Below are 22,087 nucleotides of genomic sequence, written 5' to 3' on the forward strand. Positions count from 1 at the left end.
GAGAGGCCCTGATACGACGAAGGAAGGAGCAGGAATGACTGATCACATCACGATACGCAAAGCGCCGGGTAAATGGAGTGTACGCTCGGGCGGTGCAATTCTGGGCGAGACGACCAATGCGCTGGAGTTGCTTGAAGGCGATCTAGAACCCGTGATCTATTTCCCGCGCTCGGACATCGCGATGGCCTTTCTGGATCGCACCGACAAGGTGACCCACTGCCCGCACAAGGGCGATGCCGCGCACTTTTCCATCGTGAACAAGTCGTCCGTGACTGAAAACGCCGTCTGGAGCTATGAAGCTCCGATCCCGGCAGTTGGTGAAATCAAGGATCATCTAGCCTTTTATGCCGGAGACTCGGTGAAGGTCGAACAGCTCTAAACCCGTTAACGGGACCACACGGAGCTGGAGATGTCTGCACCATCCTTCTCATTAACGATCTATTTCTACGCACAGACCGACGCATATTCGGAGTTTTCGAACTTCGCGCCTTTTGGCGTGTCAATTGAAGGCCAATGGTGGCGAACCGTGGAGCACTATTTTCAGGCGCAGAAGTTCCATAACGCGGAGTATCGGGAACGCATTCGGCTAAGCAACAAACCGAAAGATGCCAAGGCCCTCGGCATGACTCGTAAGATTCCTCTTAGGGATGACTGGGAGGAAGTTAAGGACCAGATCATGCTGGAGGCGGTGGGTATCAAGTTCAAAACCCACGTCGACCTGAAAGTCCTGTTACTTTCGACCGGTGACGCGCAGATTGTCGAGAATGCACCGATGGATGCATATTGGGGATGTGGTCCCGATGGGAACGGGCTGAACAAACTTGGCAAAATTCTAATGCATGTAAGGGATGAGCTAAGACAGAAAGAAAGTCAGGAAGATGCAGACAGTCAAAGGTGATTTGATCAAACTCGCGCTGGATGGCGAGTTCGACGTCATAATCCATGGCTGCAACTGCTTTCACACGATGGGTGCGGGGATTGCCAAGCCAATTGTGCAGAAGTTTCCCGAGGCCTTGGAGGCGGACAAAACGACCCCTTATGGCGACAGGGCAAAGCTGGGCACGATATCGACAGCTCAGATCCAGAGGGCAGATACCCGGTTCACCATTGTGAACGCCTATACCCAGTTCAATTGGAAAGGGCGCGGACTGAAGGCCGATTACGATGCAATCGATAACTGTTTTCGGCTTGTGGCACAGAGTTATACAGACGCGCGGATCGGATATCCCTTGATCGGAGCGGGGCTTGCAGGCGGTGACTGGTCGGTCATTGCACCGAGGATCGAAGACGCGCTTGCGGGGCTTGATCACACTCTGGTGGTGTTCTCAGCCTAGAGGTCCGCAAGGGACCTCGCTCATGTTCATCAGTTTTCTTAGGAATGCTCTTCCGCTGCGGTAGCGGCCAATGCGCGATTGTAAGCTTTGAGCGCGTCTACGTGATAGAGCGCGCCGACGGGGTCTTCGGCACCGTCTTCGTCAACGATGACAACCGGGATGCAGGGGATGTCATCGCGGTCGAAATAAGGCATCGCTGCTTCGAGTGTCGCGCTGGCCTGCACGCAGAGGCCCTGTTCGATCAGTTCCTGCGCCTCTTCCTTGCTGATTGAACGTGCATCACCAAGCGGGCGCATCACGGCACCGGCACGCATCATTGCCAGAAGATAGGCTTGCGGACCGGCCGCAAGGTGGACATTGCGGCGTTCAAGCTGCGTCAGGAAGAAGGACCGGTCCACAAGGCGCGAGGCCAGTGCCGTGGACATCGAAACCGACACCATAACGGCCAGACCAATCTGCCAGTCCCCTGTCAGTTCGAAGACGATCAGCGTGGTCGAGATTGGCGCCCCCAATACTGCCGCAGCAACTGCACCCATGCCAGCGAAGGCATAAAGCGTATGGGTGCCGGAAACATCAGGAAGCAACCCAGTTGCGATCAGGCCAAAGGCCAAGCCGGTCAGGGCCCCGATCATCAGCGAGGGTGAGAAGACGCCACCACCCATGCGCCCACCCATCGTGATCGCAACAGCTACGGTTTTTATGACGGCGAACAGGATTGCCGTGGTCAGCACAAGATCACCGGTCAGCGCGCGAATCGTGGTCTCGTACCCCACGCCGATAATGTGCGGGAACCAGACAGCAAGAACGCCGAGCATTGCACCGGACACCGCCGGGCGAAGCCATCGCGGCAGGGACAGGCGGTTTTGCACATGCGTTCCGATATCTTCGGCAAAGAAGATCGAGCGCATCAGCAGCAAAGATACCAACCCGCAGATTAGGCCGAGGATCAGGAAGGCGGGCAGTTCGACGTAGAATTGCAGCGATCCCGGCGTTTCCAGTGTGAATTCAGTGACATCACCATATTCGAGACGGTTGATGACCGTGCCTGCTACCGATGCGATCACGATCGGGGCAAATGCATGTACTGCAAAGTGGCGCAGCACCACCTCAAGCGCGAAAAGCGCGCCGGCAATGGGGGCGTTGAAGCTTGCCGAAACGGCAGCGGCGACCGCACAGCCCAACAGGTCACGACCGGTGATGCCGTCTGCGTGGATCCGGTTGCTGACCCAGGTGGAGATGACCCCTGCCATATGAACCACCGGCCCTTCCCGGCCCGTCGATCCACCCGAGCTGAGCGTGATGAGCGAGGCGAAGAAGGAGGCGATCCCCGCCTTGGTCTCGACCCTGCCGTCGGTGACGGCAGCCCCTTCGATCACATCGGCGACCGATCTTACGCGCCCGTCATCGGTAAACCGGTGCAGGATGATACCGACAATCAGCCCACCGATTACCGGCGTAATGAAGATCAGGAACCAAGGCAGCTTTTCGGCATGGCTGTGCAGCAGCAGGATATCTTCGGTCTGATAGACATAGGCCTGCAACGAGCGGATGGCTTTGCGGAAGCCGAGCGCCATGAACCCGGCGGCGATCCCGATGGCCAGAGCGATGAACCAGAACTGTATCTGACTGGGGCCGCGCCGCCGCATGACCCGCCAAGCGTCCTTGATCGCGGCCAGAGCCTGATTGAGCTGGTTGCGCAGAACGGTGCGGGTCGACTGGGTCATTGGCCCTCTGGGAATACCTTATGACCCTTAGTAAGCTACGGAGCACGCATATAAAAGACGGTTAACGACAGTCTGCGAACCAGGAAACGTCAGGCTTGCAATAATGCACGGGCTGCAGCGCGGGCCTCATCCGTGATGGTGTCCCCGGCGACCATGCGGGCGATCTCATCCACGCGATCCGGGTCGGCCAGAGGAATCACCGTTGATAGGGTCTGGCCGTCAGTCACTTGTTTCTGCACCCGCCAGTGGTGCGCGGCACGGGCGGCTACCTGCGGCGAATGCGTAACCACAAGCACCTGACCACCCTGAGCCAGTGATGCGAGGCGCCGCCCAACCGCATCCGCAGTCGCGCCGCCAACACCACGGTCAATCTCGTCAAAGATCATGGTTCGGGCGCTGTCGTCACCGCTGAGGCAAACTTTCAACGCCAGCAGGAAGCGGCTGAGCTCACCCCCTGATGCGATCTTGTTCAACGGACCTGAGGGGGCGCCGGGATTGGTGGCAACGGTGAATGCAACTGCGTCACACCCCTCGGGGCCGGGCTCTGCCGGGGTGATTTCGGTCTGAAACACTGCGCGTTCCATTTTCAGCGGCGCCAGTTCTGCCATTACAGCCGCGTCCAGCTGACCTGCAGCCGCCCGACGCGCATTGCTGAGACCTTCAGCAGCCGCGTCATAAGCAACCTGAGCTGCTTCGACTGCAGCCCGCTTGTCCACCAGATCGGCGTCACCCGCCTCAAGCCGGTTCAGCCGGTCACGCAGTGTGTCTGCAAATGGCCCCAATTCATCCGGGGCGACATCATGCTTGCGCGCCAATGCGCGGATCGCAAACAGGCGTTCTTCGGCGGCTTCAAGCTCGGCTGGATTGAAATCCAGTGCCTGCAGACAGGCATTTACGCCATCCTGTGCCTCGCCCAGCTCGATCATCGCACGCCCAAGGGCCGCGATGGGATCTTCCAACTGACCACCCGCATTATCGGATACGCCTTCCAGCCAGCGTATCGCGTCAGACATTGCCCCCTCGGCCCCATCACCGCCCAAGAGACCAAAGGCACGGGCAACGTCATCGCGAATACGTTCGGCCCCCTGCATCATGCGGCGGCGCGCATCAAGATCAGCGTCCTCACCCGGTTGCGGATCAAGCTGGTCGAGTTCTGCAACAGCGTGACGTAGGAATTCTTCTTCGCTGCGCACAGCCTCAAGCGCGGCTTCGGTTTCAGCCAGAGCCTTTCGGGTGCGCGACATCTGAGACCATGCAGCGCGAACAGCAGCGAGGTGATCTCCTGCCCCGGCATAATCGTCCAGCATCGCGCGGTGACCACGCGGATTGAGCAACCCGCGGTCGTCATGCTGGCCATGCAGCTCGATCAGCGTTTCTGACAAAGCGCGCAGCACCTCGCCCGAGCATCGACGGTCATTGACCCATGCGGTCTTGCGACCTTCGGCTGTGTTCACGCGGCGCAGGATCAATTCCTCGCCACCGGGCAAACCGGCCTCGGCCAAAATCTCATGTGCAGGATGATCTTTGGAGAGTTCGAACTCTGCCACGACCTCTCCCTGAGCAGCACCTTGCCGGACAAGTTCGGCTCGACCGCGCCAGCCCAGCACAAAGCCCAGCGAATCCAGAAGAATGGACTTGCCCGCGCCGGTTTCGCCGGTCAGTGCGTTCAGACCCGGCTGAAACGAGAGTTCCAGCCGGTCAATGATCAGCATGTCGCGGATATCAAGGGCGCGAAGCATCGGGTCTTTAGCGTCCCAAGCCTTTAGCCATAGCGACTACAACCACTCACCCTTGACCGTCTGGCGATAGATCTGGCTGAGCCAGTTGTTGCCACGGCTCTTGAGATCCAGACCACGGGAGGTCAGCAGTTTGTAGCCGGCATCGTACCATTCGGAAGACTGGTAGTTGTAACCCAGAATCGCACCTGCCGACTGTGCTTCATCCACCAGACCAAGGGACAGATAAGCCTCGATCAGTCGATAAAGTGCCTCAGCCGTATGCGAGGTGGTCTGGAAGTCCTCGACCACGACGCGGAATCGGTTGATTGCGGCGGTATAATGATCCTGACGCAGATAATAACGCCCGATCTCCATTTCCTTGCCCGCCAGGTGGTCGAAGGCCAGATCGAATTTCAGGACCGCCGAAGTGGCGTATTCGCTGTCAGGGTAAACTTCGATAACGGTACGCAGCGACTGCAGCGCCTGGAAGGTCAGGCCCTGATCGCGACCAACCTCGTCGATCTGGTCATAATAACTGAGCGCCAGCAGGTACTGGGCGTATGCAGCATCTTCGTCGGTAGGATAGAAATCGATGTAGCGTTGTGCTGATGCACGGCTCTCTTCGTAGTTCTTGTCCGAATGGAACGAGAACGCCTGCATGATCAGCGAGCGCTTGGCCCAATCCGAGTACGGATACAGACGCTCTACTTCGGAGAAATACCACGCGGCATCGTCCGGGCGACTTTGCGCCAATTCGTATTCGCCGCGGGTGTAAATCTGTTCGGGTGTATACCCTTCAAGATTCTGCGTACGATCTGCGCCTTTATTGCCAAACAGCCCGCCTGCATTACCGCATGCTGTCAAAGTAGCCGCCAGAAGAATCGCACTCGCAAGCCTGACTGCCGCTTTGCTGCCAACCATACCGCCCATCCTAGTCGTCTTGTCTCTTTGGGTAACCCCGGATTGGGCTTCGGTCTAGCACATAAAATTCCGGTGCAAAACGCCTTATCCGCGCTCTGGCATAATTGTCGCCAGAGTTGATCAGATCACGCTACTTCGGGGATTTCGCCCATAACAAGGCCTTGCCCGGGCAAACGGGCAGCCTGTTCCGGTGTGCAAAGAACCGGACGAACCGCGCCAGGCGTTTCGAACAGCTTACGCAGCAGCGTATTTGTCATGGAATGCCCAGATTTTTCACCGACGAAATGGCCGAGAATCGGTCCGCCCGCCAGATAGAGATCACCCAACGCATCGAGCATCTTGTGGCGCACCGCCTCATCCGCGTGGCGGAAGCCACCGGGGGTCAGTACTTCGTCACCCTGCACAACGACAGCGTTATCCAGCGTACCACCCAGAGCCAGGCCGTTGTCACGCATTGCTTCGACATCGGTGCGACGGCAGAAGGTCCGGCAATCGGACAATTCGCGTGCGAAAGCGCCGTTGCGCATATCCAGCGTCTTGGTCTGGCTTCCAATCGCGTCATCTTCGAATTCGATGTGGAATTCGATCTCAAGCCCATCGGCAGGGCGGATCGACGCACGCGCACCTTCACGCTCGACCGTAATCGGCTTGAGCACTTCGTAGGCCAGAACCGGGCTGGCCTGACGGCGGACGCCTTTCGACATGATGCCGCGCACAAACTCGATCGACGACCCGTCCATGATCGGAACTTCGGGTCCGTCGATTTCGATCAGCGCGTTGTGCACGCCGCAACCGGCCAGCGCGGCCATGATATGCTCGATTGTTGAAACAGACACACCGGCATCGTTCACGAGGCGGGTGCAGAGCGGGGTCCGCTCGACCACGTCATAAATCGCAGGGATCAGCGCATTGCCCAGTTCGATATCCGTCCGCTTGAACCAGATTCCATGCCCGGCGGCTGCCGGTTTCAGGACCATGGTCGCAGGCTTGCCGCTGTGCAGCCCGATGCCTTTGAACGTGACCGAAGATTTGAGCGTATGTTGCAAAATGAACCTCAGCGAGTGGTGTCCAGCCTGTACGACTGTGTTGGACCCTCAGTTAAGGAAGCGCGGATCAAGGCTCAACTCACTCTTTGTAACTGAATGAAACAGTTCTGCAACAGATCGGCAAAACCCTGCTTACCCCCCCTTACAAGCCTGTAAACAAACAAAAAAGAGCCGCCAAACGGCGGCCCTTTGTTAAGATTTTGTTACCGCGATCAGTTGGCCTGACGGCGTAGGAAAGCCGGGATTTCGATACGTTCCTGCTCGGGATCAGCTTCGTCTTGCGCAGGTGCCGTAGCGTCAGCCTGGCGCATCACGGGCTGCTGACGCACTGGCTGAGCCGGTGTATCAGCGGCATGACCTGTCATGCGATCGATCAGACGATTGAACCCGAAACGGGGGCGATCATGGCTTTCAGCCTCTGGCTGACGCGGCGCGGCATCAGCCACTGGCTGTTGCGCAACCCGCGGGCGATGCCCGTTTGACGGGGCGTTCTGAACCGCTGCCTGCAGACGCTGCAGAGCCTCTGGCGAAGGTGTACCAGGCGCTGGTGCGCGAGGGGCAACGTAGCTTTCCGGTTCAGGTTCAACTGCCTCGGGCTGCGGTTCGAATTCAGCCACGCGCGGTTGATAGGCTGGCGGCGGAAGTCCGTCGTCATCCTGCTGCTGAGCAGCAGGAGGCTCGAATTGCGATGTGGTCGGCGCTGGCTCTTCGCTCGCTTCAAACAAGGAAGGCTCACGGTTTACTTCGGGCTGCTGGACCGGATCGGCAACTTCGATGGTTACCTCGTCCTGTACCGGCTCTTCAGCAGAAACGGTACGGGTCAGCGGCGCAGACATCGAGCGACGCGCGACCGGAACTTCTGCCTGCGTTTCGCTTGCGTCGATACCGGTTGCAACAACCGAAACCCGCATCTTGCCTTCCATCTCGGTGTCGAGCGTAGAACCGACGATGATGTTTGCCTCAGGGTCCACTTCCTCGCGGATGCGGTTTGCGGCTTCGTCCAGCTCAAACAGGGTCAGGTCATGCGACCCGGTGATATTGATCAGCACGCCTTTGGCACCCTTGAGGCTGATCTCGTCCAGCAGCGGGTTGGCAATCGCCTTTTCCGCAGCCTGGATAGCGCGATCTTCGCCTTCGCCTTCGCCGGTTCCCATCATGGCCTTACCCATCTCGTCCATCACCGCGCGAACGTCGGCGAAGTCGAGGTTGATCAGCCCAGGGCGGACCATCAGGTCGGTTACACCTTTGACACCCTGATGCAGAACGTCGTCCGCCATCGAGAAGGCCTCGGTGAAGGTGGTCTTTTCGTTGGCAAGACGGAACAGGTTCTGGTTGGGGATGATGATCAGCGTATCGACAACCTTTTGCAGCGCCTCAACGCCGTCTTCGGCCTGACGCATGCGCTTTGCACCCTCAAACTGGAACGGCTTGGTTACCACACCAACGGTCAGGACACCCAGCTCACGCGCTGCCTGCGCGATGATCGGCGCAGCGCCGGTCCCGGTGCCACCGCCCATGCCGGCAGTGATGAAGCACATATGTGCGCCCGCCAGGTGATCCACGATCTGTTCGATGCTTTCTTCGGCCGCGCTTGCACCCACCGAAGGACGTGCACCTGCACCCAGACCTTCGGTAACTTTCACGCCCAGCTGCACCCGCGCTGACGAACGGCTTTGCTGCAGTGCCTGTGCGTCTGTGTTGGCGACCACAAAATCGACGCCGTCCAACTGTTTTTCAATCATGTTATTGACGGCGTTTCCGCCCGCACCGCCAACGCCAAATACTGTAATCCGAGGCTTCAGTTCGTCGTGCCCGGGCATCGAAAGATTCAATGTCATGCTCTGTCCGCCTGTATTTATGTTCCCGCCAAAGCGGTGTTTTTCTTACCTATCCGCCTTTGATTCTACCTTTCGAATCCACAAAGGTCACGCCAAAAATCGCGCGAACCCACAAAATATGGAAGAAATAAGGCCTGATCCGGCGTCATTTTGCTGTGATGCGCAAATGTTGCGGTTTTGCAACCGGACAACACAAAGCAACCGACCGGCGCAGCCTGCAAAACCACAGACATGCGACGCTTCGGAGCATCTGATCATATTGCGGAAAACTGCTCAGTCCTGCCGCCGGGCCTCTGACGGGCCCTGTGGATATCTTGAGGGATAAAATTCGATACCGCAACCCGAATCTTTAGCTGATTGGGGTACTTGGACAGTTCACACCATCCTCGGTGATGCTGCGCACCTCCTGCGTTTCGCTGTTCAGGAACGTGGCCAATCGAACCAACAGGCGATCTTCGTGCAGGAACGGCCACCAGCAAACCGGGATGCCGTCGGGATCGTCATCGTACAGAAAACAGATCTGACCATTGGGAGTGGTGATCTGACCATAGACACATCCCCGCCCCTCCATTCGCCAGACCGAAGTTGATCGGTTCAAAAACTGTTCGGTCCCAACAAGGAAACCGCTGCGAACCTCATAGAACTTGATGGTTTTACCCACGACCGCATCCAGAAACTCGTCCGGTGTTATAACGGTCTGCGCCGACGCATGAGCGGGCAGCAGGGCTGCCAGCAACCCCGCGATGGCCCGACGGAAGACCCTACCAGTTGTCACGGAACCAGCGCACGGCGCGCTTGAACGGGCGTGCCGCGTAGGTGTCGACCGGGATCTCGAAATCCCACCATTCATCCTGCGGATGCGCTGCAAACAGGCTGAGACCCACGGCAGACGAAAAACCCGGCCCCGTTGCAGACTGAGGAAGCCCATGAACCCTCAGCGGGCGGCCAAGGCGAACGCGCTGCCCCAGAATACGGCTGGCCAGACCGTCCAGCCCCATAATCTGGCTGCCGCCACCAGTCAGTACGATCTGCTGGCTGGGCATATGCTCGAATCCTGCGGCATCGAGGCGGACGCGTACTTCTTCGAGGATTTCCTCGACACGTGGACGCATGATACCGATCAGCTCGGCACGGCTTACGGTGCGGCGATCGTGCTCCCAATCACCAGTGTCACCACCGATATCAATCAGATCGCGGTCATCCGCGCCCGTGGCATGAACCCCACCATTAAAGGTTTTGATCCGCTCGGCCACCGATGCAGGAACGCCCAGACCCATCGAGATATCCGATGTGACGTGATCACCGCCCATGCGCACGCAATCGGCGTAGATCATGTGTTTCTTCATGAAGATCGACACGCTGGTCGTGCCGCCGCCCATGTCGATACAAGCTGCGCCCAGTTCCTGCTCATCCTCGACCAGCGCCGAGACACCCGAGACATAGGCCGAGTTCGCAATCCCCGCCAGTTCCAGATCGCAGCGTTTGATACAGCGGACGATGTTCTGGATCGCCACGGCGTCAACCGTGAGCATGTGCATGTCCACCGCCAGCGACTGGCCCAGCTGTCCGCGCGGATCAATCAGACCCGAACGGTTGTCGAGCGCGAAATTCACCGGTTGCGCGTGCAGCACCTCGCGCCCTGCCCCATAGTCCGGCACGTCGCAGGCGTTCAGCACCCGGCCGATCTCGGCCTCCGTGACCAGCTGACCTTCGAGATCAACTTGCGCATCCAGACCGTAGGAACGCGGGTTGGCGCCTGAGAAACATGCAATGACGTGGTCAACACGAATATCGGCCATCTTCTGTGCCGCCTGCAAAGCGGTACGGATTGCGCGTTCGGTTTCCTGCATGGCGGTGACTTCGCCAAATTGCACTCCGCGCGATCGGGTGGTTGCCGCGCCGATGACACGGAACCCCGTCTGACCGGCCATTGAGCCGATCGAATTGTCCTCACTCAGCCGACCGGTCCCATCGAAGCGCAGCACGAGACAGGCGATCTTGGAACTGCCCACATCCAGAATGGCAACGACCCCGCGTTGCATTGCCTGTCTGCGCATCTGCCGCATAGCCCGCTGGGACTGATAAAGATCGGTCATCATATTCGTTACTGCCCGTTACCCACTGTCACTTTTGTATTCCACCAGTCTTCGCTGGCGGCTTTGGTCATTCTGATCGTCGGTCGCTGTCCGAGGCGCATATCCACAACCGCCACGTCGCGCTCCAACAGGTCCTGCACCTCGTTCACAGCCAGCACCCGTTCGAGCGCGCGCACCGGGCGTTCAACCGGCAGCATGATGCGCTGCCCCCGGTCCAGAACCAGATCCCAGCGCCGCTCGCCAATGCGGACGAGACCGCGCACGCGATCCCCTAGGCCGCGCGAAGTCGCGAGGATTTCCATCGCTTCAGAAACGTGCTGATCCGCTCCCTTCCCTGCGATCAGCGGAAGGCCCGCATGATCGGCCCGGGACGTGACCGGCTTTACATGCGCACCGGTTTCGTCCAGCAGCTCGACCCCATTGCGGGTACGCCAGACGATAACCGGCTGACGTTCGACAACATCAACCTGCAGAACACCGCCCGGACGAATACGGACCGTAGCCGATTTCACAGGATCAAGACCGGTGATCACATCGCGGATCTGTTCGACATCCAGATCCCAGGAACTGATCGGGAAATCCAGTGGCACGACCTCACGAATATCCTCGGACAGGCCCGTGCCTGCGCCATCTATAGCCAACAGATTGACCATGAATTCCGGGCGTTCCTGAATTGAGGTGCGGATGTCCGCGATATAGGCGGTAACCGCCTCTCGCCGATCATTGGATGCGAAATACAGCCCCATAGCTGCGGCAATCGCGCAAAGTGGCAGGCCAACCTTCACACCAAGGCGAATGCCCGGCGTCAGCATCCACCGTTGAAAACGATAGCTGAAACGCGATGGAGCCGGATCAGAGCGACCGGAGTTGCGACCGAACAGACCCGCACCACGCAACCTTAGCTTCGGCGCGACATCACTGTCCGGCTGAGGGGCGTCATTGAAATCTGCGTCCGGCCCTGCCAGCTGTTTGGATCTGTGGATCACGGGGGCCCGGGTGGCGGTCAGCGGTCGCATGAGGCGTCCTCCACCATCCAGGCGCAGAGCTGACCAAAGGTCATACCAAGATGCGCTGCTTGCTCTGGCACCAGAGACGTTGGCGTCATGCCGGGTTGCGTGTTGGTTTCCAGCAGGAACAGCCCATCGGCGCCCATGCTGTCATCCCAGCGATAGTCGGTACGGCTGACCCCCTTGCATCCCAAAGCGTTATGGGCGCGCAGGGCATAGTCCATGCACCGATCAAAGATGTCTTGCGGGATCTCTGCTGGCAACACATGCCACGAGCCACCAGGCTTGTACTTGGCGTCGTAATCGTACCAACCGCCATCCGTCATGATTTCTGTCACGGTCAGCGCGCGGTCACCCATTACGGTTACGGTCAGTTCACGACCCGCAACGTATTTCTCGACCATCACCTGATCCGGCATATCCTCGGACAGTTGCGGAGGGCCATTCGACCCTTCGTGCACAATGTAGATGCCGACGCTCGAGCCCTCGTTGTTGGGCTTGGCCACATAGGGCGGCTCCATCACGTGAACTTCGATCACCTCAACCTTGGGAACGATCACGCTGGGCACAACAGGCAGACCTTCGGCCTCGTACACCTCTTTGCTGCGCTGCTTGTCCATGGCCAGAGCCGAGGCCAGAACACCCGAATGCGTGTATGGGATGCGCATCCACTCCAGCAGGCCCTGTACACAGCCATCTTCGCCCCATCGACCATGCAGGGCGTTGAAAACTACATCCGGTTTGATGTCCAAAAGGCGCGCATATAGGTCGGGACCTGCGTCCAGTTCGACCACTTCATAGCCTTCTCCCCTGAGGGCGGCTGCGCATTCGCGCCCGCTGCTGAGAGACACCTCGCGTTCCGCCGAGGGTCCACCCATCAATACCGCCACTTTGGGGTTTGTCCTGCTCGACATACCCAACGTGCGCCTCAATGTCCCTGGACCTTATGTGGTGGTCCATACTGCGTTTATGCCTTTGATCCGTCGCCTTAAATTGCCTGTTATTGGTCTGACGGCCAGGGCTTTATTCTTTCAGCGGTTCACCGACCCGCATGATTTCCCACTCTAGCGTGATGCCGCTTGTTTCGTAAACCTTTTTTCGCACCTCTTCACCCAGACCTTCGAGGTCGGCGGCGGTGGCTTCTCCGGTGTTGATCATGAAATTCGAGTGCTTCGGGCTCATCTGCGCCCCACCCTTGGTCGCACCCCGCATCCCCGCATCATCAATCACCTTCCACGCCTTGAGGTCGTGGACGTCATCAGCACGGCCCGTAGATGAGAAACCGGCCGGATTTCGGAATGTCGAACCAGCGCTGCGATCTTTGGTCGGTTGAGTCTCGTCACGTTTTTGCAGCTGTGCTGTCATACGTGCATGCAGTTCTTCCGCATCTTCCGACGGTCCTTCGAGCGTGGCAGAAACCAGAACCGCGCCTTCGGGCAGATCGGACTGACGATAGCGGAAGTTCAGATCTTCGGGGGAAAGATCCACAACCTCTCCCTTTCGGGTGACAATCGTGGCCTTACGCAGCACGTCCGCTGTGTAGCTGCCGTAACAGCCGGCATTCATCCGCACCGCTCCACCGATCGAGCCGGGTATGGTGCGCAGAAAGGTCAGGTCAACACCCGCATCCGCTGCCTTGCGCGCCACATGCGCATCCAATGCGGCGGCACCCGCCGTAACCGTATTACCCTCAACCGTGATCCCGTTGAAGCCACGACCAAGGCGGATCACAACGGCGCGCAACCCACCATCGCGAACGATGAGGTTCGAGCCAACACCCATGGGAAAGATCTGTATGCCCCCAGGCAGGTCGCGCAGGAAGTTTTGCAGGTCCTCAATATCCGCAGGCTGGAACAGATAGTCCGCAGGGCCGCCGACCCTGAGCCATGTCAAGCCGTTGAGAGGTTTGTTTTCCGTCAGTTTGCCACGGGTATTGGGTAAAGTGATCATGTCGGCTAGATCGCGGATTTGTTCAGACAAGGCAAGCCATAACGGCTTGGGGAGCTCAGATCCGCTTGCGCAACCACCGGCTTAGATAGATCACCGGCCAGCGCAGTACGGACATACCTGCAGCCAAAACAATCAGACCGATCCACGGACCATTCTCGTAGGTGACATAGCCAAGTATCGGGATGCCCACAGCGATCAGAACATAGGCGCGAGTCCAGTGGTTGTCCTTGCTAGGGATCATTGCCAATACGTTGGCCGCAATTCCCCACAGACCGGCTAGCGCGATAGACCAGCTCATTCCATCACCTCCCCGCGCACCCATTTGCGCCAGTAATAGCGAAGTGGATTGCGGAACATCGAGACAAAGGCCGCAAAGGCCAGCGCCGATATAATCCAGCCGAAATCATATCCCAGCCAGATGATCAGCATCGGCGCGCAAATCAGAAGAATGATGCCGGGCGGGAATTGCAACCGCATCGGCAGCATGGCCACAATTGTGGCGCAGATCACCCAAAGGGCGGAAAAGACGACAGATAATTGCATGCGCGCCTCTGAGACCGTACCGGATTTCGCGTGTACGAAACTACATCCTGAAGTTGTGCACCTAAATGGTATACAACGTCAAACGGCTTGTTTCCTTTGCAAACGCTCGGGCAAACCGTTGGCCCACGCACTGATCGTACCTGCCCCGAGGCACACAACCATATCGCCCGGGCCGGCCTGTTCGCGCACCAGACGCTCCAAATCATCTTCATTCAGGATCGCCCGCGCGTGGCGGTGGCCATGGCGGATGAGACCTTCGACCAGATCATCGCGGCTTGCGCCTTCGATCGGGTCTTCACCGGCCGCGAATACTTCGGCAATCGCCACGACGTCGGCGTCGTTAAAGCAGGTGCAGAAATCATCAAACAGGTTGGACAGGCGAGAATAGCGGTGCGGCTGATGCACTGCGATGACCCGGCCTTCGGTCGCCTGACGCGCGGCTTTCAGCACTGCCGCGATTTCAACCGGGTGATGACCATAGTCGTCGATGATTGTGACCCCATCGATCTCTCCGACCTTGGTGAAGCGACGATTAACGCCACCAAAGTTAGCAAGGGCATCGCGAATTTCAGAAGCCTTCATGCCCAGATGACGGGCAACGGCCACGGCACTCAGCGCATTCGAGACGTTATGATCACCGGGCATCGGCAAAGTGCAGCCCTCGATCACCTTATCCTCATGGCGCAGATGAATGTCGAAATGCGCCACCCCGCCCTTGTAGGTCAGGTTCACGGCCCGCACATCGGCCTGTGCATTGTACCCATAGGTCCGGACACGCCGGTCTGAGATGCGACCGACCAGCGTCTGAACTTCGGCATGGTCCGTGCAGCAGACCGCGAGGCCGTAGAACGGGAGGTTCGAGACAAACTCGTAAAAGCCGTCGCGCAGGGTGTCGAAGTCACCCCAATGCTCCATATGCTCAGGGTCGATATTGGTAACGATAGCGATGGTTGCGGGCAGTCGGTTGAACGAGCCGTCGGATTCGTCCGCTTCGACCACCATCCATTCACCCTGCCCCATCCGTGCGTTCGAGCCATAGGCATGGATGATGCCGCCGTTGATCACGGTGGGATCAAAGTCGCCCGCGACCATCAGTTCAGCCATCATCGTGGTAGTGGTGGTTTTGCCATGCGTCCCGGCGATGGCGATGTTCGATCGCAGGCGCATCAGTTCCGCCAGCATGTCGGCGCGGCGCACGACGGGCAAGCCTTGCGCCCGTGCCCCGTCCAGTTCCGGGTTTCCCGGTTTGATTGCAGTCGAAACAACAACTACGGCCGCATTCTTCAGATTTTCGGCCCGCTGACCAACAAAGATTTCAGCACCCAGTCCTGCCAGACGATCCGTAATCTTGGACGCCTTCAGGTCCGAACCCTGCACCTGGTACCCCAGATTGAGCAGCACTTCGGCAATACCAGACATCCCGATTCCACCGATCCCTACAAAATGGATCGGCCCTACGTCCTGTGGCAGTTTGGTTGCTGGATTCATGTGGTCTCCTTCTGCGCCAGTTGTTCGACAAGGGCGACCAGACGCTCGGTGGCATCGGGTGCCCCAACCGACAAGGCGGCATGGGCCATTTTCTGTGCGGCTTCGGGGTTCGTCAGAACCGTGGTCATTTGCTCGGTCAGCGAAGGAACGTCAAGCGCGTTTTCTGGAATCATGATCGCGCCACCGGCCTGAACCAGCCCGCGGGCATTGGCGGTCTGGTGGTCGCCTGCAGCAGCGGCAAACGGGATCAGGATCGACGGGCGCCCGATAACCGAAATGTCAGCGACACTTGACGCGCCTGAGCGTGAGATCACCAATTGCGCCTCGGACATGCGGCGTGGAACATCCTGAAAGAAGGGTTGCACGTCAGCCTTGATACCGTGTTCGGCGTAGAAGGCCGAGACCCGCTCACCATCCTCATCGCGTGCCTGATGGGAGACGCGGATATATGAGCGCAGAAACTCTGGCAGAGCGGCAATGGCACCCGGCACCATATCACTGAGAATGCGCGCGCCCTGCGAACCGCCCATCACAAGAACCGACATCGGATATTCGCCCGGCGGGATATAACCTGCCGCTGCACGCTCGAGCACAGCCGCACGAACGGGATTGCCCGTGTGAATCCCATTCGCACCTTCGGGCAGGTCCGTCGGCCAGACACCGCAGGCCACATGAGAGACACGCGTTGCAAACAGTTGGTTTACGCGGCCCAGAACGCCATTCTGTTCATGGATCATCCGGGGGATACCCAGCATCGTCGCAGCACTCAGCGCCGGGATCGAAGGATAACCACCAAAGCCCACGACTACATCCGGTTTGTCACGCAAGAGCTGAAACGCCATGCTGGTCACACCACCGGCAATCTTTGGCCCGGCCAATGCTTTGGCTGCCAGACCACCACGGGCGAAGGTCGCTGAAGAGGCCTCGACAATCTCGGTCGTGTGCGGGAAGCCGCTGGTATAACGCGCGCCGCGCGCATCGGTGGACAAGCGCACGCGCCAGCCCTTTTGCAGCATCGCCTCGGCCAGTGCCTGTGCCGGGAACATGTGGCCCCCGGTACCGCCAGCCGCAATCAACAGGTAAGGTTTCCCCATTATCCTCTTCCGCGCAAAATATCGCCAAGTTCGCCCTGTGGGCGTGTTCGGGTGAAGGCCAGCAGCATGCCGACCGCGATGCCGCCCGCGATGAGGGACGAACCGCCATAGCTGACAAATGGCAGCGTCATGCCTTTGGCGGGCAGCAGGCGCACAGCCACGCCCATGTTGATCATCGCCTGAACACCAAACATGCAAGCCAGACCGGTACCGGCCAGACGCACGAACATGTCGCGTTCCCGCATCAACCGCAGCAGCGAACGCACCACGATGATTGAATAAAGCGCGATGATGATCAGAACCAGGATCAAGCCGTATTCCTCTGCCGCAACAGCAATGATGAAATCGGTATGCGCATCAGGCAGCGACCATTTCACCTGCCCCTCGCCCACGCCCACGCCAAACAAACCGCCCTCGCGGATTGCGTTGGTGGCATAGCCAAGCTGGGTGGTCGGATCGACCTCCTGGTTTAGAAAGCCATCGATGCGGCGAGCGAAGTGTTCAGAATTCGAATACGCGAACATACCGCCCAGCACGACAAAGCCTGCCATACCAACCAGCAGCAGCATCGGCGCCCCGGCGACAAAGTACATCACGCCCCAGCCGAAAAGGATCAGACAGGCCTGACCAAAATCAGGCTGCATCACCAGCATACCTACGATGGCCATACACAGCGCGAAAGACCAGATCCGCCCCGGAGGGCCGTTGATCTCCTGCGATGCGGCCAGCAACCATGCGGCAACGACGACAAATCCGGGCTTGAGAAACTCGGATGGTTGCAATGATGCAAAGCCCAGCGAATACCACCGCACCGCGCCTTTGCCGAAATCGGTGCCGAAGATCGGCAAAAAGGCCAGCGCCACAAAGGCTGCCAGAAAGCCCAGCACAGCCAACCGCCGCACCAGCGTGGGCGACATCATCGAAGTCAGCAGCATGGCAATCAGCGCCAATCCGCCAAAGAATGCCTGACGTTCGACATAGTGGAACGGGTCGAACCCGTTGCGCCCGGCCAGTGGCGGCGATGAAGCCAGCCCCAGCAACAAACCGATGACAAACAGGATCAGAACGCAGGACATTGTCCAGCGATCAATCGTCCGCCACCACTTTGGTAGAATCGGTTCTCCGCGCTGGTCCTGGACCGCGCCATACACCATCTCAGTCATGAGATACCGCCACTCTCTGCCTCGCTCGTGCCCCGTTTTCGGGGTCTGATTGAGACTCTACAGCGATTTTTACGTTTGGGCTAGCGGAATGAGAGGTGATGGGTAAATCCGCTCAGCTGTGTAGCCGGTCGCGGATCAGCCATGCGGACATCAACTCACAAAGAGGTCCTCGTGCCTTTGTTTGATCCGGGGCCAGCTGTCGGCAATTGCCGGAATTTCGAGGCCAAAATCATACTTCAGGCAATCCACCAAGGCTTTTGGTGTCGCAAGTACTTCCTCGCGGGTTCCCGCAGAATCCAGAGTGCGCTTGACCAGACCACGAAGGACGACATGCCTGCTGGCGTAACGTCGTTGGGCCGTCAATGTGCGCAGAAACGGCGAGTCCGGGTCAGTTTGCAACTTCTTACTGGCGGGCAGAAATACGCTTGGGTCTACGTCATCCAGCGTAATCCAGTAGCCGGCTTCGCTGCCCCCTGCATTCTCTGAATATTGAATGAAGCCATCATGTTGGACTGCAATGCTAATAGCATAGGGTTGCTGCGTAACCGTATCGGGCTTGAGCGGTATCGGGGCAGACATCGCACCCCCGAAGCCGACATCGACAAGCAATGGCTCGTCACAATCTACCCTCAGTAACATATGATCGGGCGCCTGATCCAAGGTAGGTCGATCCGGGCCGACATAGCCGGCCAGAAAGGACACGTTGAATCCAACCTCCTGCAGCGCCCAACTGAAGAGAGTGTTCAGCTCAAAACACCACCCTCCGCGCTTTTGAAGGACAATCTTCTCATAGATGTCGCGCAGATCTCCCGACACTGGCACGCCCATCTGCTGATCGAGATTTTCAAAGGCAACCGTGGCCAATTGGGCTGCGAACAGATCGTCGAGCGTGGCGCGATCAGGTTTCGGAGCGCCCGAGTATGCGATGCGTTCGAGGTAGTTTTCCAGATTCATCTCTGCACCTTCCAGTTCTTTTGTGCCGAAACATCGTGACAAGTATCTTTGTAATTCCTCAAGTTGGGTTGAGCTCAAGCTAAAACTTCGGAGCCCTTGCCTCAGCTTTGCCCCCTTGCCTTCACCCCCAATCCACGCCATGCGCAGCATATGAGATTTGACACGATCATCCTTGGTGCCGGTGCAGCCGGTATGATGTGCGCCATGCATTGTGGCGGGCGTGTGTTGGTGATCGATCACGCCAAAGCGCCTGGCGAGAAAATCCGCATCTCGGGCGGCGGGCGCTGCAACTTTACCAACATGTATGCGGGACCTGCCAACTTCCTGTCGCAGAACCCACATTTCTGCAAATCAGCGCTTGCCCGCTATACGCAGTGGGATTTCATCGATCTGGTAAACCGCCACGACATCGCGTGGCATGAAAAGACGCTGGGACAGTTGTTCTGCGATGGGTCGTCGAAGCAGATCGTTTCGATGCTGGTCAACGAGATGGAGCGCGTAGGCGCCGAGCTTTGGTTGCAAACCTCACTGCGCGATCTGCGCAAGGCCGAGGATGGCTTTGCGCTGGATGTCGAAAGAGAGGGGCAGCGCATTGATCTGACCTGCACCAATCTGGTGCTGGCCTCGGGCGGCAAATCGATCCCCAAGATGGGGGCCACAGGGCTGGCTTATGACATCGCAGATCAATTCGGGCTTAGCATGACCGAGACGCGCGCGGCGCTGGTTCCGTTCACGTTTTCGAACGGTGAATTCAGGGATCTGTCCGGTGTTTCCCTTCCCGCGCGCCTGTCCAATGACCGTACCAGCTTTGACGAAGCACTGCTGTTCACGCATCGCGGCCTGAGCGGGCCATCAGTGCTGCAATTATCATCCTTTTGGCGCGAAGGCGAAACGATCCGGGTCAATCTGATCCCGGATTTACCGCTATTCGACCTGCTGAAGGAGCAACGGCAAAGCGGTGGTCGCAAGGCATTGACCACGGAACTGGCAAAACACCTACCCGGGCGACTGGTCGACTATCTGGGCCAGCACATTCCGATGTCAGGTAATCTAGCCGATCAGTCGGATGCAAAACTGACAGATCTGGTCACCGCCCTTTCCGGGTGGAGCCTGCTGCCTTCGGGAACGGAAGGGTATCGCACGGCCGAGGTGACCCTGGGCGGGATCGATACCGATAATCTGTCGTCAAAAACGATGGAGGCCAAGGAAATCCCTGGCCTCTATGCAATTGGTGAAGCGGTGGATGTCACCGGCTGGCTAGGCGGTTACAATTTCCAGTGGGCGTGGTCCTCGGGCCATGCTGCAGGAACTGCGATCGCCAGCAAAGCTTAGCCTACGACGTTGTAGCCACGTCCGCGCATGCAGTTGCGCACGATCACTTCGCGGTTCTGGTTCTTGGCATAGACGTCTGCACCGGCGCCAAGCAGAGCACCCGCGGCTGCCGCACGACCCAGATTATCACTGCTGTCCTGAATGATCGCAGTCGTTGCCGCCGCACCTGCCGCGCCAATTGCTGCATTGCCTGCAGTACTTCCGTCGACAGCTGCCTGAGATGCGGCCAGTTGCTGGCACTGTGCCAGATCATTGCTGTAGTTTGGTCCGACCGGGCCATCGATAACGGGCTGGTAGTTGGCGCCGGTGTTGGCGCAGGCACCGGCCAGCATGAGCACGGGAAGGATCAGAAAAGACTTACGGTTTGTCATAACGATGACCTCTTGTTGAATTACAGAGAAGCAAAACCAATTCGATTATGGCGTCAAGCTAATCACCTGAAACCTTGGCTGAAACGGCGGTCAATTGCAAACGGGGCTATTCCGCCAGCCGTTTTTTTACCTCAGCAACGAAATCATCGCCGCGCTGTTCAAAATTGTCATACTGATCGAAACTGGCTGCTGCTGGCGCAAGCAGGACCGTTTCTCCGGGCGCTGCGTCTTTCATCGCCTGCTCGACTGCTGCACCCATCGTGGTGCAAACCTCGGTCTCGGCCTCAAGCTGCATCGCGAAACCGGCGGCTTCACGACCAATGACATAGGCTTTGAGCACCGCATCCCCGGCACCGTTCAGTGCAGACAGGCCGCCTTCTTTCTCAAGCCCGCCACAAATCCAGCGGATGTTTCGGAACGCGCTGAGAGCTTTGAGCGCGCTGTCAACGTTGGTGGCTTTGGAGTCGTTCACATAGGTGACCCCATCTGCCTCAGCGATGATCTGGCTGCGATGCGGCAGCCCGGGATAGCTGTGCAGCGCCTGTTCGATCACACGCGGCGCCAGCCCCAGCGAACGGCAGGCCGCATAAGCTGAACAGGCGTTCTGATGGTTATGCGCACCCGGAAGCCCCTTGATTTCACGCAGGTCAATTGAACCTGCCTGACGACCTTTTCGGTATTCCGACAGGAACCCCTTACGCGCAAATACCTGCCAGCCCGGCCCTGTCAGCTTGCGGTCGACCGAGACACGGATGACTCGGTCATCTGCAGGTCCTTCGGCTAGTTGCCCAGCCAGAAACGCTCCTTCGGTTTCATCGATGCCGATGACGGCGCGGTCCGGCCCACCTTCGGCGAACAGCCGGCGCTTGGCGGCAAAGTAGCCGCCCATTCCGCCGTGACGGTCCAGATGATCCGGTGAGAGATTGGTGAAAACGGCGATATCCGGCGTCAATGACCGCGCCAGTTCGGTCTGATAACTGCTGAGTTCCAGCACTACCACCGATCCGTCACTACCGGGATCGATATCCAGAACTCCACGCCCGATATTGCCCGCAAGCTGAGAGTCGCGTCCGGCCTCGGTCAGGATATGATGGATCAGTGCGGCAGTGGTCGACTTGCCATTCGAACCCGTCACCGCAATGACCCGTGGCGGGGTTTCGAGATTGTTCCATTCGGGCCCCGCAAAGGATCGAAAAAACAGCCCTATGTCGTTGTCGACGGGAACCCCGGCTTCCAGCGCGGCGACCACGACCGGGTTAGGTTCGGGATACAGATGAGGAATGCCCGGCGAAACAATCAGTGACGCGATATCATCAAAGGCACCCTGGCGGCGCAGATCGGCGCAAGTAAAGCCTTCGGCCTCGGCGGCGTCGCGCGCAGCTGGGTTGTCGTCCCAGCAAATAGCCTCGGCCCCGCCCGCCCGCAGCGCCCGCGCTGCGGCCAGCCCTGACCGGCCCAGTCCCAGAACCGCAACCTTTTGTCCGGAAAACCCTTTGACCGGGATCATG

Annotated in this window: 22 protein-coding genes; 4 read left to right on the top strand and 18 right to left on the bottom strand. The window is 58.6% G+C overall.

Features of this window, described 5'->3' with window-relative positions; genetic code table 11:
• Nucleotides 1–34 precede the first annotated feature (34 nt).
• The 3 genes from ACR0IO_RS02480 to ACR0IO_RS02490 are packed head-to-tail and all read left to right on the top strand — an operon-like array spanning nucleotide 35 to nucleotide 1,334.
• On the top strand, nucleotides 35–379 hold the full coding sequence (locus tag ACR0IO_RS02480; RefSeq protein WP_480739256.1) for a DUF427 domain-containing protein: 345 nt from the start codon (nucleotides 35–37) through the stop codon (nucleotides 377–379).
• 30 nt (nucleotides 380–409) lie between these two features.
• Nucleotides 410–898 carry an NADAR family protein gene (locus ACR0IO_RS02485; RefSeq protein ID WP_480739259.1) on the top strand — a complete coding sequence of 163 codons (489 nt, stop codon included), beginning with the start codon at nucleotides 410–412 and terminating at the stop codon, nucleotides 896–898.
• The gene (locus tag ACR0IO_RS02490; protein WP_480739261.1) at nucleotides 879–1,334 is read left to right on the top strand and encodes a macro domain-containing protein; all 456 of its coding nucleotides are present in this window, start codon (nucleotides 879–881) and stop codon (nucleotides 1,332–1,334) included. The genes ACR0IO_RS02485 and ACR0IO_RS02490 overlap by 20 nt, the downstream gene beginning before the upstream one ends.
• Nucleotides 1,335–1,372: 38 nt before the next feature.
• On the opposite strand, the gene ACR0IO_RS02495 is transcribed toward ACR0IO_RS02490, so the two are convergent.
• The 16 genes from ACR0IO_RS02495 to ACR0IO_RS02570 all read right to left on the bottom strand — a co-directional run bounded on the left by ACR0IO_RS02495 (nucleotide 1,373) and on the right by ACR0IO_RS02570 (nucleotide 18,918).
• Nucleotides 1,373–3,058, bottom strand: coding sequence for a chloride channel protein (locus tag ACR0IO_RS02495; RefSeq protein ID WP_480739263.1), 1,686 nt, complete (start codon nucleotides 3,056–3,058; stop codon nucleotides 1,373–1,375).
• 89 nt (nucleotides 3,059–3,147) lie between these two features.
• The gene (recN, locus tag ACR0IO_RS02500) at nucleotides 3,148–4,797 is read right to left on the bottom strand and encodes a DNA repair protein RecN (RefSeq protein WP_480739267.1); all 1,650 of its coding nucleotides are present in this window, start codon (nucleotides 4,795–4,797) and stop codon (nucleotides 3,148–3,150) included.
• A gap of 36 nt (nucleotides 4,798–4,833) precedes the next feature.
• Nucleotides 4,834–5,697: an outer membrane protein assembly factor BamD gene (locus ACR0IO_RS02505; RefSeq protein ID WP_155147370.1), complete on the bottom strand. Its 864-nt coding sequence runs from the start codon at nucleotides 5,695–5,697 to the stop codon at nucleotides 4,834–4,836.
• Between the two features lie 125 nt (nucleotides 5,698–5,822).
• Complete coding sequence (gene lpxC / locus ACR0IO_RS02510) at nucleotides 5,823–6,743, bottom strand: UDP-3-O-acyl-N-acetylglucosamine deacetylase (RefSeq protein ID WP_155147368.1); 921 nt, start codon at nucleotides 6,741–6,743, stop codon at nucleotides 5,823–5,825.
• A 212-nt stretch (nucleotides 6,744–6,955) separates the two neighbouring features.
• Nucleotides 6,956–8,581: a cell division protein FtsZ gene (gene ftsZ / locus ACR0IO_RS02515; protein ID WP_480739274.1), complete on the bottom strand. Its 1,626-nt coding sequence runs from the start codon at nucleotides 8,579–8,581 to the stop codon at nucleotides 6,956–6,958.
• Nucleotides 8,582–8,930: 349 nt separating this feature from the next.
• Nucleotides 8,931–9,356, bottom strand: coding sequence for a hypothetical protein (locus tag ACR0IO_RS02520; protein ID WP_480739278.1), 426 nt, complete (start codon nucleotides 9,354–9,356; stop codon nucleotides 8,931–8,933).
• Nucleotides 9,343–10,677 (bottom strand): cell division protein FtsA, encoded by a 1,335-nt coding sequence (ftsA, locus tag ACR0IO_RS02525; protein ID WP_155147583.1) that lies wholly within the window; start codon nucleotides 10,675–10,677, stop codon nucleotides 9,343–9,345. The genes ACR0IO_RS02520 and ftsA overlap by 14 nt, the downstream gene beginning before the upstream one ends.
• Before the next feature lie 8 nt (nucleotides 10,678–10,685).
• A complete protein-coding gene (locus tag ACR0IO_RS02530; protein WP_480739282.1) occupies nucleotides 10,686–11,693 on the bottom strand; it encodes a cell division protein FtsQ/DivIB in 1,008 nt (335 codons plus the stop codon).
• A complete protein-coding gene (locus ACR0IO_RS02535; RefSeq protein ID WP_480739285.1) occupies nucleotides 11,681–12,598 on the bottom strand; it encodes a D-alanine--D-alanine ligase in 918 nt (305 codons plus the stop codon). Before ACR0IO_RS02535 ends, ACR0IO_RS02530 begins: the two co-directional genes overlap by 13 nt.
• Nucleotides 12,599–12,707: 109 nt before the next feature.
• Nucleotides 12,708–13,634: a UDP-N-acetylmuramate dehydrogenase gene (gene murB / locus ACR0IO_RS02540; RefSeq protein ID WP_480739287.1), complete on the bottom strand. Its 927-nt coding sequence runs from the start codon at nucleotides 13,632–13,634 to the stop codon at nucleotides 12,708–12,710.
• Between the two features lie 55 nt (nucleotides 13,635–13,689).
• The gene (locus tag ACR0IO_RS02545; protein WP_480739289.1) at nucleotides 13,690–13,932 is read right to left on the bottom strand and encodes a DUF2484 family protein; all 243 of its coding nucleotides are present in this window, start codon (nucleotides 13,930–13,932) and stop codon (nucleotides 13,690–13,692) included.
• Nucleotides 13,929–14,177 carry a DUF2484 family protein gene (locus ACR0IO_RS02550; RefSeq protein ID WP_480739292.1) on the bottom strand — a complete coding sequence of 83 codons (249 nt, stop codon included), beginning with the start codon at nucleotides 14,175–14,177 and terminating at the stop codon, nucleotides 13,929–13,931. The genes ACR0IO_RS02545 and ACR0IO_RS02550 overlap by 4 nt, the downstream gene beginning before the upstream one ends.
• 78 nt (nucleotides 14,178–14,255) lie before the next feature.
• Nucleotides 14,256–15,665: a UDP-N-acetylmuramate--L-alanine ligase gene (gene murC / locus ACR0IO_RS02555; protein WP_480739295.1), complete on the bottom strand. Its 1,410-nt coding sequence runs from the start codon at nucleotides 15,663–15,665 to the stop codon at nucleotides 14,256–14,258.
• A complete protein-coding gene (locus ACR0IO_RS02560; RefSeq protein WP_480739297.1) occupies nucleotides 15,662–16,759 on the bottom strand; it encodes a UDP-N-acetylglucosamine--N-acetylmuramyl-(pentapeptide) pyrophosphoryl-undecaprenol N-acetylglucosamine transferase in 1,098 nt (365 codons plus the stop codon). Before ACR0IO_RS02560 ends, murC begins: the two co-directional genes overlap by 4 nt.
• Complete coding sequence (gene ftsW, locus ACR0IO_RS02565; RefSeq protein WP_155147354.1) at nucleotides 16,759–17,922, bottom strand: putative lipid II flippase FtsW; 1,164 nt, start codon at nucleotides 17,920–17,922, stop codon at nucleotides 16,759–16,761. Before ftsW ends, ACR0IO_RS02560 begins: the two co-directional genes overlap by 1 nt.
• Before the next feature lie 150 nt (nucleotides 17,923–18,072).
• On the bottom strand, nucleotides 18,073–18,918 hold the full coding sequence (locus ACR0IO_RS02570) for an arylamine N-acetyltransferase family protein (RefSeq protein ID WP_480739301.1): 846 nt from the start codon (nucleotides 18,916–18,918) through the stop codon (nucleotides 18,073–18,075).
• A gap of 108 nt (nucleotides 18,919–19,026) precedes the next feature.
• Between ACR0IO_RS02570 and ACR0IO_RS02575 the strand changes: the two genes are divergently transcribed.
• Nucleotides 19,027–20,208 carry a BaiN/RdsA family NAD(P)/FAD-dependent oxidoreductase gene (locus ACR0IO_RS02575; protein ID WP_480739305.1) on the top strand — a complete coding sequence of 394 codons (1,182 nt, stop codon included), beginning with the start codon at nucleotides 19,027–19,029 and terminating at the stop codon, nucleotides 20,206–20,208.
• Here the strand turns inward: ACR0IO_RS02575 and ACR0IO_RS02580 are convergent.
• Together ACR0IO_RS02580 and murD are read right to left on the bottom strand one after the other, a co-directional pair.
• Nucleotides 20,205–20,579 (bottom strand): glycine zipper family protein, encoded by a 375-nt coding sequence (locus ACR0IO_RS02580; RefSeq protein ID WP_155147350.1) that lies wholly within the window; start codon nucleotides 20,577–20,579, stop codon nucleotides 20,205–20,207. The genes ACR0IO_RS02575 and ACR0IO_RS02580 overlap by 4 nt on opposite strands.
• A gap of 106 nt (nucleotides 20,580–20,685) precedes the next feature.
• Nucleotides 20,686–22,086 carry a UDP-N-acetylmuramoyl-L-alanine--D-glutamate ligase gene (gene murD / locus ACR0IO_RS02585; RefSeq protein WP_480739309.1) on the bottom strand — a complete coding sequence of 467 codons (1,401 nt, stop codon included), beginning with the start codon at nucleotides 22,084–22,086 and terminating at the stop codon, nucleotides 20,686–20,688.
• Nucleotide 22,087 lies beyond the last annotated feature (1 nt).

The organism is Ruegeria sp. CE12 (assembly GCF_056537525.1).

Bases quoted from the DNA above. Each gene is read 5' to 3' on its own strand.
- ACR0IO_RS02480 (WP_480739256.1), top strand. From the start codon at position 35: ATGACTGATCACATCACGATACGCAAAGCGCCGGGTAAATGGAGTGTA.
- ACR0IO_RS02485 (WP_480739259.1), top strand. From the start codon at position 410: ATGTCTGCACCATCCTTCTCATTAACGATCTATTTCTACGCACAGACC.
- ACR0IO_RS02490 (WP_480739261.1), top strand. From the start codon at position 879: ATGCAGACAGTCAAAGGTGATTTGATCAAACTCGCGCTGGATGGCGAG.
- ACR0IO_RS02495 (WP_480739263.1), bottom strand. From the start codon at position 3,058: ATGACCCAGTCGACCCGCACCGTTCTGCGCAACCAGCTCAATCAGGCT.
- recN (WP_480739267.1), bottom strand. From the start codon at position 4,797: ATGCTTCGCGCCCTTGATATCCGCGACATGCTGATCATTGACCGGCTG.
- ACR0IO_RS02505 (WP_155147370.1), bottom strand. From the start codon at position 5,697: ATGGTTGGCAGCAAAGCGGCAGTCAGGCTTGCGAGTGCGATTCTTCTG.
- ftsZ (WP_480739274.1), bottom strand. From the start codon at position 8,581: ATGACATTGAATCTTTCGATGCCCGGGCACGACGAACTGAAGCCTCGG.
- ftsA (WP_155147583.1), bottom strand. From the start codon at position 10,677: ATGACCGATCTTTATCAGTCCCAGCGGGCTATGCGGCAGATGCGCAGA.
- ACR0IO_RS02530 (WP_480739282.1), bottom strand. From the start codon at position 11,693: ATGCGACCGCTGACCGCCACCCGGGCCCCCGTGATCCACAGATCCAAA.
- ACR0IO_RS02535 (WP_480739285.1), bottom strand. From the start codon at position 12,598: ATGTCGAGCAGGACAAACCCCAAAGTGGCGGTATTGATGGGTGGACCC.
- murB (WP_480739287.1), bottom strand. From the start codon at position 13,634: ATGATCACTTTACCCAATACCCGTGGCAAACTGACGGAAAACAAACCT.
- ACR0IO_RS02545 (WP_480739289.1), bottom strand. From the start codon at position 13,932: ATGAGCTGGTCTATCGCGCTAGCCGGTCTGTGGGGAATTGCGGCCAAC.
- ACR0IO_RS02550 (WP_480739292.1), bottom strand. From the start codon at position 14,177: ATGCAATTATCTGTCGTCTTTTCCGCCCTTTGGGTGATCTGCGCCACA.
- murC (WP_480739295.1), bottom strand. From the start codon at position 15,665: ATGAATCCAGCAACCAAACTGCCACAGGACGTAGGGCCGATCCATTTT.
- ACR0IO_RS02560 (WP_480739297.1), bottom strand. From the start codon at position 16,759: ATGGGGAAACCTTACCTGTTGATTGCGGCTGGCGGTACCGGGGGCCAC.
- ftsW (WP_155147354.1), bottom strand. From the start codon at position 17,922: ATGACTGAGATGGTGTATGGCGCGGTCCAGGACCAGCGCGGAGAACCG.
- ACR0IO_RS02575 (WP_480739305.1), top strand. From the start codon at position 19,027: ATGAGATTTGACACGATCATCCTTGGTGCCGGTGCAGCCGGTATGATG.
- ACR0IO_RS02580 (WP_155147350.1), bottom strand. From the start codon at position 20,579: ATGACAAACCGTAAGTCTTTTCTGATCCTTCCCGTGCTCATGCTGGCC.
- murD (WP_480739309.1), bottom strand. From the start codon at position 22,086: ATGATCCCGGTCAAAGGGTTTTCCGGACAAAAGGTTGCGGTTCTGGGA.